The organism is Dietzia sp. IN118, assembly GCF_032905965.1.
GTDB lineage: Bacteria > Actinomycetota > Actinomycetes > Mycobacteriales > Mycobacteriaceae > Dietzia > Dietzia kunjamensis.
Genome location: NZ_JAUMSR010000001.1, coordinates 981,475 through 994,118, shown reverse-complemented (window position 1 = coordinate 994,118; position 12,644 = coordinate 981,475). Strand labels below are relative to the sequence as shown.

At 71.6% G+C, this 12,644-nt stretch carries 9 protein-coding genes; 2 read left to right on the top strand and 7 right to left on the bottom strand.

Annotated elements, in window-relative coordinates; all coding sequences use genetic code 11:
* The first annotated feature begins 174 nt into the window (after positions 1-174).
* Positions 175-1,698, top strand: a complete 1,524-nt coding sequence (locus tag Q2K20_RS04890) for an HNH endonuclease signature motif containing protein (RefSeq protein ID WP_067713318.1) — start codon at positions 175-177, stop codon at positions 1,696-1,698.
* 18 nt (positions 1,699-1,716) lie between these two features.
* Here the strand turns inward: Q2K20_RS04890 and Q2K20_RS04885 are convergent, their stop codons facing one another.
* The 7 genes from Q2K20_RS04885 to Q2K20_RS04855 all read right to left on the bottom strand — a co-directional run bounded on the left by Q2K20_RS04885 (position 1,717) and on the right by Q2K20_RS04855 (position 11,306).
* Positions 1,717-3,564, bottom strand: a complete 1,848-nt coding sequence (locus Q2K20_RS04885; protein WP_067713316.1) for an ABC-F family ATP-binding cassette domain-containing protein — start codon at positions 3,562-3,564, stop codon at positions 1,717-1,719.
* Between the two features lie 2 nt (positions 3,565-3,566).
* Positions 3,567-4,586 (bottom strand): 4-(cytidine 5'-diphospho)-2-C-methyl-D-erythritol kinase, encoded by a 1,020-nt coding sequence (locus Q2K20_RS04880; RefSeq protein WP_067713443.1) that lies wholly within the window; start codon positions 4,584-4,586, stop codon positions 3,567-3,569.
* Between the two features lie 10 nt (positions 4,587-4,596).
* Entirely contained in the window at positions 4,597-5,526 is a 930-nt protein-coding gene (rsmA, locus tag Q2K20_RS04875; RefSeq protein ID WP_067713441.1) for a 16S rRNA (adenine(1518)-N(6)/adenine(1519)-N(6))-dimethyltransferase RsmA, read from the bottom strand.
* Positions 5,523-6,713 carry a resuscitation-promoting factor gene (locus Q2K20_RS04870; protein WP_269505135.1) on the bottom strand — a complete coding sequence of 397 codons (1,191 nt, stop codon included), beginning with the start codon at positions 6,711-6,713 and terminating at the stop codon, positions 5,523-5,525. The genes rsmA and Q2K20_RS04870 overlap by 4 nt, the downstream gene beginning before the upstream one ends.
* Positions 6,714-6,937: 224 nt before the next feature.
* Positions 6,938-7,804 (bottom strand): TatD family hydrolase, encoded by an 867-nt coding sequence (locus Q2K20_RS04865; protein WP_119192018.1) that lies wholly within the window; start codon positions 7,802-7,804, stop codon positions 6,938-6,940.
* Positions 7,805-7,813: 9 nt separating this feature from the next.
* A complete protein-coding gene (gene metG / locus Q2K20_RS04860; RefSeq protein WP_067713310.1) occupies positions 7,814-9,652 on the bottom strand; it encodes a methionine--tRNA ligase in 1,839 nt (612 codons plus the stop codon).
* Between the two features lie 79 nt (positions 9,653-9,731).
* Positions 9,732-11,306, bottom strand: coding sequence for a BCCT family transporter (locus Q2K20_RS04855; protein ID WP_069390416.1), 1,575 nt, complete (start codon positions 11,304-11,306; stop codon positions 9,732-9,734).
* Positions 11,307-11,405: 99 nt separating this feature from the next.
* On the opposite strand from Q2K20_RS04855, the gene Q2K20_RS04850 reads away from it, so the two are divergent.
* A complete protein-coding gene (locus Q2K20_RS04850) occupies positions 11,406-12,635 on the top strand; it encodes an aminodeoxychorismate synthase component I (protein ID WP_317176703.1) in 1,230 nt (409 codons plus the stop codon).
* Positions 12,636-12,644: the final 9 nt, after the last annotated feature.

Sequence of the window (12,644 nt, the reverse complement as noted above, 5' to 3'; positions counted from 1 at the left end):
TGCTGCCGTCAACGCCTTCGCCTGAACCGCAGTGCCGTCTGAACCGCAGTGCCATCTGAACCGCAGTGCCGTCTGACCTGCGGCGCCCTGAACGGGGCATCCAGGGCACCGCAGGTCACGACCGCGCCAGCTTTTTCTCCCGACCATGTCGTACCTCGAACATACAGTCGAACCATGAGCCCAACAGACACCGCCCACTCGCCGTTCGTGACCCCGCCGGGATTCACGACGGTGCCTACCCCCGCCACCGACGTCGTCGTCCCTGAGGCCTTCAGCCGATGGGACCCCGGACAGCGACGCGGCTATCTCGCGCAGCGGGCGATCAACGCTGCCGAAGGCCGCACTGTGGCCTTTGCGTACGACTGCGTATCCAGGTCAACCCAGAACGACCAGCGACGCGATCCCCTGGACACGGCGGCGACCATGGTGAGCGCCTCGATGGCTTTGTCCCGCCGCGGGGCATTTCGGCTGGTGGCCACCGCCATAGAACTGACCGAGCGGCTGCCTCTCACCGCGACACTGCTGACGACTGGGTGGATCGGAGTCGACGCGGCCCACGCCATCGCCGAGGAGACCGCCCTGGTGGAGGACCGTCTCATGCCGGAACTCGACCGCCGCATCAGCGAGGGACTCGCACCGACGAGGCGCCGAACCCACCCTCCCAGGATCGGGCCACTGCGCAAGATGCTCAGCAAGCACGTCGCGAGCTGCGACCCCGTGGGAGCGGACGCCCGCGCACAACAGGCTCGGCGAGAGCAGAACGTGAAGATGACGCCGGTCACCGGCGATCTCGCGCTGCTCACCGCGACCCTCTCAGCCGTCGACGGCCTGGAGATCACCGAGCGGATCGAAGCCCTGGTCCGCACCGCCGCAACAGACGACCCCCGGTCGATCGGGCAACTCAGGGCCGCCGGCCTCCTCGCCCTGAGCCGCGGCTGGACCTGTCTGCCCGCACCCGACGGAGACCACCCCACGGACCCGGACGCGATGGCCGCGGCCCGCCGGGTCGTGATCCACGCCTACGACGACGGGGACGCGGACTTCCGGGGCCTGTTCGTGGCAGGTTACGGCCCCGTCAGTCGCTTCACGTCCGATGAACTGCAGCGATTCGCCAGGCGCAGACTCGACGCGATCGACACGCTCGCGGACCCGGACAGTGAGGCCTCCCGCCGGTACAACCCCTCGGAGGCACTGGCCCGCTTCTGTCGGGGTCGCGACGGCACCTGCGTTTTCCCCGGCTGCCAGACCCCGGCGGACAAGACGGACCTCGACCACATCATCCCCTTCGACCACGACGATCCCCAACGCGGCGGATACACCACCAGCGACGACCTCGGCAGCATCTGCCGCACCCACCATCGCCTCAAGACCGATGGCATCTGGGCCTACTACCGGAGCACTGACGGGGACTACGTGTGGATACATGGTCCGAACCATCCCGACAAGGACCCCGGGACACGCGTCATCACCACCCCCACCGGCCCATTGGCGGAGTTCGGCGCACCGCGACACCCCGAACGCTCCCGGCTACAGAAGGAGGCCGCCGAAGCCGGCAGAACCGGAGACGGCATACCCGGATCGCAGCGCCAACCGCACACCCGGCACCGTCGCGCCTCCGAACGGAGGTACCTGCGCGCTCAGGCGGAACAGCGACTCCACGCTGCAGAGCGCGAACCGGGGTCGCAGTCGGCTGCCTAGGTCGGCCGGCCGGGCGCCTCAACCCTCGATTTGCTCGCCCAGTTCCATCCAGCGCTCCTCGAGCGTGTCCTTCTCCGCGGAGACGTCCTTGAGCTCGCGGTCCAGGGCGGCCAGCTTCTCGGTGTCCATCGCCCCTGCCGAGACATCGGCCATGGCCTTGTGGAGCTCGGCCTCGCGCTTGTCGAGCTTGCCCATCTGCCGCTCGATCTTCGACATCTCCTTGGTGAGTGCCCGCTCCTCGGCGGCGGAGAGGGCGGGAGCCGTGGCACTACCACCCGCGGCACCGGCCCCAGAGCCGCCAGCCGAAGCAGACGCGGCGCCCGGCGTGGAGCGCGACACCTTGCCCGAGTCGCCAGCCGCCCCGGCGACGCGACGGCGCTCGAGGTATTCGTCGATGCCGCGCGGGAGGTTGGTGAGCTGGCCGTCGCCGAACAGCGCCCACACCGAGTCACAGATGCGCTCGACGAGGTAGCGGTCGTGCGAGATGACGACCATCGTGCCGGGCCAGCCGTCGAGCAGGTCCTCGAGTTGGCGCAGCGTGTCGATGTCGAGGTCGTTGGTGGGCTCGTCGAGCAGCAGGACGTTGGGCTCGGCCATGAGCACGCGCGTGAGCTGCAGGCGCCGTCGCTCGCCGCCGGACAGGTCGCCGACGGGTGTGCGCTGACGGGCCGGCGAGAAGCCCAGCCGCTCGGCCAACTGGGAGGCGGTGAGCTCGTCCTTGCCGAACGCCACCCGGGCGGCGACGTCCTCGATCGCCTCGAGCACCCGCTGGTCCAGCGGCAGGTCGTCGAGTTCCTGACGTAGCCACCCGATCCGGATGGTCTTGCCCTCCTTGCGGCTGCCAGCGGCGAGGGGGGCCTCACCGGCGAGCGCGCGCAGGAGCGTGGTCTTGCCGGAACCGTTGACGCCGACCAGGCCCACGCGCTCACCTGGGGCGAGTCGCCAGGTGAGGTCGTCGACAAGGGTGCGGCCGTCGGGGGCATCGAGGCGCGCGTCCTCCAGCTCGATCACGACCTTACCGAGGCGCCGCGCGGCGAAGCTCGACAGTTGTAGCGAGTCGCGGGGCGGCGGCACGTCCTTAATGAGCGCCTCGGCCGCCTCGATGCGATAGCGCGGCTTGGACGTCCGCGCCGGGGCGCCGCGGCGCAGCCACGCGAGTTCCTTGCGCATGAGGTTCTGACGACGCGACTCGGTGGCCGCGGCTTGGCGGTCGCGCTCGGCGCGCGCGAACACCCAGTCGTTGTAGCCACCCTCGTACTGCTCGACGTGGCCGTCGACCACCTCCCAGGTGTGGGTGGCGATCGTGTCGAGGAACCACCGGTCGTGGGTGACGACGACGAGCGCACTCGATCGCGCGACCAGGTGGTCCGCCAACCACTGGACCCCCTCGACGTCGAGGTGGTTGGTCGGCTCGTCCAGCACGAGCAGGTCCAGGTCCTGCACGAGCGCCGCGGCGAGCGACACCCGGCGCCGCTCACCGCCGGACAGATCCGCGACGGGCGTGTCCAGTCCCAGGTCGTGGATGCCGATGCCGTCGAGCACCGCGCGGACGCGGGCGTCACCGGCCCACTCGTGGACCGCGAGGCCGAGCCTGCCGACCACGGCCTGGCCCACGGTGTCGGCGGCGAGCTCGGTGCGCTGCGTGACCACGGCGGTCCGCAGACCGCTGACCTGTGAGACGCGCCCGGAGTCGGGCTCGGCCACGCCGGTGAGGATCTCCAGCAGGGTGGTCTTGCCGCCCCCGTTTAGGCCGACGACGCCGATGCGGTCGCCGGCATTGACGCCCAGTGAGACGTTGTCGAGCACCTGCCGGATCCCGAAGGAGACCGAGCACTGCTCGAGGTTGATGAGGTTGGTGGGGGCCATCTCTACTTTCCTGTGGGGTCGTCGACGATGTGCGCACCGCCGACCGGGCCGCGGGTCACGCGGACCTCGCGGGCGACGCCGTGCTCGCTGATCTCGGCGGCGACGGCGATCGCGTGGTCACGGTCGGTGCAGAAGAACAGGCAGGTGGGGCCGGAGCCGGAGACCATGCCGTGCAGGGCCCCGGCCTCCCGGCCGACGCGCAGGGTCCGGCGGAGGGCGGGCATGAGCGAGAGCGCGGCGGCCTCCATGTCGTTGGCGAGCAGCCCGGCCACGGCGGCGGGATCGTCGCCGGCGAGGGCCGCCACGAGCGGGTCGACCCCGCCCGCGCGCGGCAGGCCCCGCTCGGGATCAGCCGGGTCGCGCCCGGGATCAGCAGGGTCGCGCTCCGCGCGCAGCCGGTCGCGCTCGGCGCGCAGCCGGTCGAGCTCGGCGAACACCGTCGGGGTGGACAGTCCCCCGTCGGCCAGGGCCACCACGATGTGCTGCTCGGCGCGGGCGTGCAGCAGCGTCGCGAGTTTCTCGCCGCGCCCGGTACCCAGCGCCGTGCCGCCGCGGATGCAGAAGGGCACGTCGCTGCCCAGCCTCGCGGCCCGCTCCTCCAGCGCCGCCCGGCCGAGTCCCAGACCGAGCAGCCGGTCCGTGGCCACGAGCGCGGCGGCGGCGTCCGCGCTGCCGCCGGCCATCCCGCCGGCCACGGGGACGCCCTTGTGGATCCGGATGGCGATCCGGGCGTCCGATCCCGCCTCCTCGCGGAGCAGGTCGACGGCCCGGGCGGCGAGATTGGCCCGATCCGTCGGCACCTGCGGGGCCCCGGGCCCGGTGACGACGACCTCGCTGTCGTCGTCGGCGTCGTCCAGCGACACGGTGACCCGCTCCCACAGGTCCACGGCCCGGTACACGGTGAGCAGGTCGTGGTAACCGTCGCCGCGGACGTCACCGACGCCGAGGTGGAGGTTGATCTTGGCGGGGGCGACGGCCGTCACGGCGCGCGCGCCGGCGGGGGTGGAGGCGTCGCGGGGCATGACCACCAGCCTACGGCTCCCGGTGCGCCGGTCCGATCCCGAGCCGCACCGCCGCCTCGGCGATCCGGACGAAGTCGGCGGTGGTGAGTTGTTCACCGCGGGCCTTGGGGTCGACGTCGGCCTCGGTCAGCGCGAGTTCGGCGTTCGCGCCGGAGCCCGCCCACCCGGACAGGGCGGCGCGCAGGGTCTTGCGACGCTGGGCGAACGCGGCGTCGGCCACCGCGAACACCCGTTTCCGGTGTGCCTCGCCCAGGTCCCACGGGGCCTCGGGGTAGGCGTCGATCCGCACCAGGCCCGACTCGACGTTGGGGACGGGCCAGAAGACGTTGCGGCCGACGGTGCCGGTGCGGCGGACGGTGCCGAAGAACCCGGCCTTGACGCTGGGCACCCCGTAGACGCGGGAGCCGGGGGCGGCGGCGAGGCGATCGGCCACCTCGAGCTGCACCATCACCAGCGCGGTGCGCAGGGTCGGCACCTCGGCGAGCATGTGCAGCAGCACGGGCACGGAGACGTTGTAGGGCAGGTTGGCCACCAGCGCGGTCGGCGGCGGGACCCCCGGGCCGCCCAGGTCGGCGCCGGAGACCGCGAGCGCGTCGGCGCCCACGACGGTCAGTGCGTCGGCGAGCTGCGGGGCCCGCTCGGCCACGGTCCGGGGCAGGCGCGTGGCCAGCACGGGGTCGATCTCCACGGCCACCACGTGGCCGGCGGCGTCGAGCAGCGGCAGGGTCAGCGACCCGAGGCCCGGCCCGACCTCGATCACCGTGTCGTCTCGGCCCACGCCGGAGGCGGTGACGATCTTGCGGACCGTATTGGCGTCGTGGACGAAGTTCTGTCCGAGGGTCTTGGTGGGCTTGATGCCCAGTTCCTCCGCGAGCGCGCGCACCTCCTGCGGGCCGAGTGGGTCGGCCTGCCCGCGGAAGGTCGCGTCCGGGCCGGTCAGCGCAGACCCAGCTTGGAGGTGCAGGCGGGCCAGGCGCCCCAGCCCTGCGAGGCCCGGACCTTCTCGGCGATCGCGATCTGCTGCTCGCGCGTGGCGAGATGCGCGCTGGGCGCGTACTGGCCGCCGCCGTGGCCGGTCCAGGTGCCGGCGGCGAACTGCAGCCCGCCGGAGTACCCGTTGCCGGTGTTGATGCTCCAGTTCCCGCCCGACTCGCACTGGGCGATCGAGTCCCACACGCCGCCGTTCGAGACGGCCGGCGCGGCGGGCCTGGGCTTGGTGCCCACGCGGACGACGGCGGGGCGGGCCTCGGTGAGGACCTTCTCCGCGCCGCGGGCGCGCTCGGTCTCGACACCGTTGACGCGGGTGATCGTGTAGACGACCTCGCGCTCGCCGGGGGCACCGGGATCGACGACCGTGCGCTCGCCCTCGGTGGCCTCGGGGTCCTCGGTGGTCTGTTCGGGGGCCTCGAACTGCTCGACCGCGGTCTCCTCGGCGACGGCCACGCGGGTGATGGTGACCTCGGTGCCGGGCTCGACGGGGGCGTCCGGGGCCGGGGTGACAGTGTCCAGCGGGCCGAGGGTGATGCCGGCGCGCTCGAGGAACTGCCCGACCGTCTCACCGGGTGAGGCCATCGGGGTGGCGGGGCCGCCGTGGTCGGACAGCAGCGCCTCGCGCGGGGTCACCACGGAGACGGTGGTGCCGTCGAGCGGGACGTCCGCGTCGATGCGCGGGCTGACGTAGCTGCGGGGCGGGACGTCGTCGCGCTCGGCCACGAGGTCGGCGACGGTGGTGGCGGTGGTCCAGACCTGCTCGCTGCGACCGTCGACCTCGACGGTGACGGGCCGGGCGCGCAGCAGGGTGACGGTGTCGCCGTCGTCGATGCTGTCGCCGGGCGCGATCACCACGTCCCGGTCGTCGACGCTGTAGCCGGCGTCGGCGAGCGCGGCGCGCACGTCGGAGCTGAAGGTGACCAGTTCGACCTGCTCGCCGTCGACCTCGAGGGTGTACTGCGTGCGCTGGTCGAGCGCCGCCACCCCACCCACCACGAGGGTGGTGAGCATCCCGGCGACGGACAGCCGCAGCATGGTGGAGCGGGACTCGTGGAGTCGCTTGACGGGGGCGAGCATGCCCCGGGTCGCGGTGGGTCGGGCGCCCGTGGGGGTGTCGGTCCGTGCGTCGTCAACCACTTGTCGGTTCTCTCCTCGGGTAGCTCCGCGAACTGCCGTACAGCCGTTCGCGTTTCATCACGATAGCGTAACGAGCGGACAGCGCCGGGGCAACGTGACCCTCGTGACATGCGGGAACGAGTCGACGACGACGAGGTATTCAGGTCACGTTTCGTTACATTCGCCACTCAGCCCTCACGAGTACCACGCGCCACACCGGTCGTCGGCCCGGGCGGGCCCGCCCGTCAGACGGTCAGGCCGAACACGGCGCGGGCGGTGTCGGCGACCTCTGCCACGAGGTCCTCGGGCGTCTGCCCCCGGACCTCGGCGATCGCCCGCGCCGTGTAGCCCACCAGACCGGGCTCGTTGCGGGCGCCCCGGAACGGCTCGGGAGCCATGTACGGGGCGTCGGTCTCCACGAGCAGTTGCCCGGCCGGGGCCAGGCGGGCCGCCTCGCGCAGGTGGTCGTTGGCCTTGAAGGTGACGTTGCCGGTGAACGACAGCACGTAGCCGCGGTCCAGGGCCTCCTCGGCGACCTCCAGCGGCGAGGAGAAGCAGTGGAGCATCACGTGCGGGATGCCCGAGCCCGGGCCGGCGACCTCCGCGAGCACACGCAGCAGGTCGTCATCGGCCTCGCGATTGTGGATCATCAGGCATTTGCCCAGCTCGGCGGCGAGCCCGGCGTGCCAGCGCAGCGACTCCTCCTGCTCGGCCGGGTCGGCGCAGCCGTCCATCTTCCCCACCCAGTAGTGGTCGAGGCCGGTCTCCCCCACCGCGACGACCCGCGGATGGGCGGCGAGTTCGCGCAGGCGCGCCCGCACCTGCTCGCCGCGCTCGGGGTCGGTGATCTCGGCGGCTCGGGTGGGGTGCACGGCCACGGCTGCGTACACCCGCTCGTCGGCTTCGGCGGCGGCCACGACGGCCTCGGACTCGGCGAGGTCGTCGCCCACCGTGACCAGGGCCGCGACCCCGGCGAGTGCGGCGCGGTCGGCGGCGGCGCGCACCTCGTCGGCGGTGCGGTGACCGCAGGAGTAGAGGTGCGTGTGTGCGTCGACGAGCCCGGGTAGCGACTCGGGCAGGACGGGAGTGGGGCGGGGCTTGCGCTTACCCATACGGTCGCCTCAGTCCTCCTGCTGGATCGGCGCCCAGCTCGGCCCGGTCTCGGCCAACTCGGGGTCGACCTTGGCGAACAGCGGGCTGGGCTTGGCCAGCGGGGTGCCCGGGGTGATCTCGGTGCGCGCCCACCGCGCCTGCTCGGCGGCGTAGTCACCCATGATCACCGGGTAGCTGCGGCCAGCGTCGGGCAGCCCGACCCCGACGAGCTCGACCGGCATGTCGTCGGTGACCTCGTGCACCTGCGGGGCGGCGGCCCACACGCCCTGCCCGCCGATCGCGCCGTGGATCTGCTGCGCGGCCGACGGCAGGTACGGGGTCAGCAGCGTGTTGGCGTCGGAGACCACCTGCAGCGCGGTGTGCAGCACGGTACCCAGGCGCTCGCGCTGGTCGGGCTCCTTGGCCAGCTTCCACGGCTCGGTGGCGGCGATGTAGCGGTTGGCGGCGCCGACGATGCGCATGGCCTCGGTGGCGCCGGCCTTGAACCGCGAGCGCTCGAGGTGCGCGCCGACGGTGGCGAAGGCCGACTCCGCCTCGCGCAGCAGTTCGGCGTCGAGGTCGGACAGGGTGCCGGGCCGCGGGATCTCGCCGAAGTTCTTGTGTGCCATCGACACGGTGCGGTTGACGAGGTTGCCCCAGCCGCCGACCAGCTCGGAGTTGGTGCGGCGCACATACTCGTCCCAGGTGAAGTCGGTGTCGTGGTTCTCCGGGCCCGCGACCGAGATGAAGTAGCGCAGCGCATCGGGGCCGAACTCGGCCAGGAAGTCGCGCACGTAGATCACCACGCCGCGCGAGGACGAGAACTTGGACCCGGACATGGTGAGGAACTCGGACGAGACCACCTCGGTGGGCAGGTTCAGTGCGCCCAGCGCCCCCGGCTCGCCGCCGTGGGCGCCCCGGCCGTCGTAGCCGATGAGCTCGGCCGGCCAGATCTGCGAGTGGAAGGTGATGTTGTCCTTGCCCATGAAGTAGTGGGACACGGCCTCGGGGTCGGTCCACCACCGTCGCCACGCCTCAGGCTCGCCGGAGCGCCACGCCCACTCGATGGAAGCGGACAGGTAGCCGACCACGGCGTCGAACCACACGTAGAGCTTCTTGTCGCCGCGATCCTGCCACCCCTCCACCGGGATGGGGATCCCCCAGTCGATGTCGCGGCTCATGGCGCGCGGACGCAGGTCCTCGAGCAGGTTGAGCGAGAACTTGAGGACGTTGGGTCGCCAGTCCTTCCGCCCCTTGAGCCAGTCCCCCAGCGAGTCCGCGAGCGCGGGCAGGTCGAGGAACCAGTGCTCGGTCTCGATGAACTTCGGCGTCTCACCGTTGATCTTGGAGACCGGGTTCTTCAGGTCCGCCGGGTCGAGCTGGTTGCCGCAGTTGTCGCACTGGTCCCCGCGGGCGCCGTCGTCACCACAGATGGGGCAGGTGCCCTCGATGTAGCGGTCCGGCAGGGTCCGCCCGGTGGACGGGCTCACCGCACCGGTGGTGGTCTTGGCGACCATGTAGCCGTTCGCGTGCAGGCCCCGGAACAGTTCCTGCACCACCGCGTAGTGGTTCCGCGTGGTGGTGCGGGTGAACAGGTCGTAGCTCAGCCCCAGGCCGGCGAGGTCGTCCACGATCACCCGGTTGTAGCGGTCCGCTAGCTCCTGGACCGGCACGCCCTCCTTCTCGGCCTGCACGAGCAGCGGCGTGCCGTGCTCGTCCGTGCCCGAGACCATGAGGACGTCGTTGCCTGCCATCCGCTGGTAGCGCGAGAAGACGTCCGACGGCACCCCGAACCCCGAGACGTGTCCGATGTGCCGGGGGCCGTTCGCGTACGGCCATGCGACCGCGGTCAGGACTGTCTTCGCCATGGGCTACAGACTAGTGGTCACGTCCGCGGGGGCCGTGCCGGGCGTACACCCGCACGCCCGGCACGCCCCCGGGGTCGCGTCAGGCCGCCTCGGCCGCGGGATCCCGCGAGAGCGATTTGTGGATGGACACGCACAGCGCGATCAGCACCAGCACGAACGGCGAGGCGGCGATGATCGTCATGTTCTGCAGGCTCGACAGGGCGTTGCCGCCACCGTCACCGGCCACCAGCATGATGATCGCCACGGCGGCGGTGAACGACCCCATGAGCATGACGAGCCAACGGGTCGGCTCCTCCACGCCGTGCTGGGCCATCCCGCCCATGACGATCGACGCCGAGTCCGCGGAGGTAATGAAGAAGATGGCGATGAGGACCATCGCCACCACCATGAGTACGGGCGCGAGCGGCAGCTCGCGGAGCAGGTTGAACAGTTGCGGCTCGAGCGACCCGTCGCCGAAGACGCTGCGTCCGGCCTCCTCGAGGTAGAGGGCGAAGCCGCCGAAGATGGAGAACCAGACCACCGACAGGGTGCTGGGGATCAGGACCACGCCGATGATGAACTCGCGAACAGTGCGCCCACGGCTGATACGGGCCAGGAACATGCCAACAAACGGCGACCAGGAGATCCACCACGCCCAGTAGAAGACCGTCCACCCGGAGAGCCACTCGGCGGCCTCACCGTTCTCGCTCACCGCGGTACGCGAGGCCATGTCGAAGAAGTCGGAGAAGTAGGTGCCGATCGTGGTGGGGATGAGGTCGAGCATGAAGAACAGGGCGCCGGAGAAGATCGCCACGAACAGCGCGAGCGACACCGCCAGGATGAGGTTGATGTTCGACAGCAGCTGGATACCGCGGCTGATCCCGGAGGCGGCCGAGGCGAGGAACACCAGGCCCAGGACCACGATGACGCCCACGACCAGGGCGATGCCGCCACCGCTGATCGCGCCGGTCTCGTTGAGCCCGGCCCGGATCTGCAGCGCACCCAGGCCGAGCGAGGCCGCGGTGCCGAAGATGGTCGCGACGACGGTCGCGATGTCGAGGACCTTGCCGATCCATCCCGCGGCCCGCTTCTCGCCGATGAGCGGAACGAACGCCTGGGAGATGAGGTGGCCGCGCTTGAAGCGGTAGGCGGCCAGGGCGAGCGCGAGCCCGACGATCGCGTACATCGACCACGGGTGCAGGGTCCAGTGGAACGTCGTCGTGGCCATGGCCACGTCGTACTGCTGCTCCTGCCCCGGCGGCGGCTCCTGGAAGTGGGTCAGCGGCTCGGACACGCCGTAGAACATCAACCCGATCCCCATACCCGCGGCGAACATCATGGCGATCCACGACCGGGTGGAGTATTCCGGCTTCTCGTCGTCCCCACCCAGCCGGACGCCGCCGAACCGGGACAGGGCCAGGTAGATCGCGTAGACCACGACCGTGGTGGAGACGAGGATGAACAGCCATCCCACCGTGTCCACCACCAACGAGAACGCCTCACCGGCGGCGTTCTCGAACGAAGTGGTGTACATGGCGCCCCAGATCACCACGATGAGAGCGATGATCGTGGTGGGCACGAGGACCGTGAAGTCGACGCCCGGACGGGGCCCGCGCACAGGGTCCTCTGGGCCGTCATTCGACGCGTCGAAAGCTTTCTCTCGTGACTTAGGCATACGTCGAACCCTGTCAACAATCCAAGGTGAGCGCAAGATATTAAAACGCTTATCAGTCCCCGGCGTGGATTCGACGCCCCGGGGTGGCACGATCGGACGGTGCCCGATTCCACCCCCGCCGTGCCGGCGCTCCTCCGCGCCCTCCACGAGCGGTCGCGGGCCCTCGGGATCGGTCCCCCGGCGGCGTTCCTCGGCGACTGGTGCGGCTCCCCGGCGGTGATCATCCCGTCCGTGGACCTGCGGCCGACCCGGCCCGAGCAGGTCTTCTCGGTGGCCGGCCACCTCGTCGTCGTCGGGTTCCGCTCCTTCCCCGACCACGTACCGGACGACGCCCCCCTCCTGCCCGCGGCGGTCCGCGGCACGGCCACCGGCAGGCTCACGCTCGCCCCCGACGGCCGGTGGCGGGGCGACGGCACCGCCCCCGACCCGCACGAGGTGGTCCGACGGTACGGGCCGCCGTCACCCGGGGGCACCGGTGACGACGAGGGCGTTGGCGACGACGGTGGCGACGACGACGAGGTCGGCATCCCCCTCACCTGGGCCGCCCCCGACCGACGCGCGCACAGACGTGCCGTGGTGGACTGCCTCGAGGCGATCCGCGCCGGCGAGGTCTACCAGACCTGCCTGAGCACCCGCCTCGACGGCAGGCTCCGCGCGGACCCGCTCGAGACCTTCCTCTCCCTGGCCCGCCGCGCCCCCGCCGCGCGGTCGGCGTACCTCGAGGGCGAGTGGGGCGCGGTGCTGGCCTTCTCCCCCGAGGAGTTCCTCGTACGCACCGGCGACGACGTCCGCACCAGCCCCATCAAGGGCACGGTGCCCGCCGACCGCGACCCCGCCGAACTCCTCGCCTCCGCCAAGGACGTCGCGGAGAACATCATGATCGTCGACCTCGCGCGCAACGACCTCGGACGAGTGGCGGACGTGGGCTCGGTGAGGGTGTCCGACCTGCTCGCCGTCCGTCCCGCGCCCGGCGTCCACCATCTGGTCTCCACCGTCACGGCGCGCACCTCGGTGGACCACGACGCCCTCGTGGCCGCCACCTTCCCACCCGCCTCGGTCACCGGGACCCCCAAGCAGCGTGCCCGGGAACTCATCGCCGGCTGGGAGCCGCGGTCCCGCGGCCTGCACTGCGGCACCTACGGGTTCGCGACCGCCGACACCCTCGACCTGGCGGTGGCCATCCGCACCCTCGAGGTGGCGCCGGACGGCCGCTGCGAACTCGGGGTGGGCGGCGGGATCACCATCGACTCCGACCCGGACGCCGAATGGGACGAATGCGTGCACAAGGCGGCGTTCACCTGGGGCGGCGGTCCCGCGCCCTGGCTCTGAGCCGCCGCG

Excerpts from the sequence above, each read along its gene's own strand:
- Q2K20_RS04890 (WP_067713318.1), top strand. The coding sequence starts at position 175 with ATGAGCCCAACAGACACCGCCCACTCGCCGTTCGTGACCCCGCCGGGA.
- Q2K20_RS04885 (WP_067713316.1), bottom strand. The coding sequence starts at position 3,564 with ATGGCCCCCACCAACCTCATCAACCTCGAGCAGTGCTCGGTCTCCTTC.
- Q2K20_RS04880 (WP_067713443.1), bottom strand. The coding sequence starts at position 4,586 with ATGCCCCGCGACGCCTCCACCCCCGCCGGCGCGCGCGCCGTGACGGCC.
- Q2K20_RS04865 (WP_119192018.1), bottom strand. The coding sequence starts at position 7,804 with ATGGGTAAGCGCAAGCCCCGCCCCACTCCCGTCCTGCCCGAGTCGCTA.
- metG (WP_067713310.1), bottom strand. The coding sequence starts at position 9,652 with ATGGCGAAGACAGTCCTGACCGCGGTCGCATGGCCGTACGCGAACGGC.
- Q2K20_RS04855 (WP_069390416.1), bottom strand. The coding sequence starts at position 11,306 with ATGCCTAAGTCACGAGAGAAAGCTTTCGACGCGTCGAATGACGGCCCA.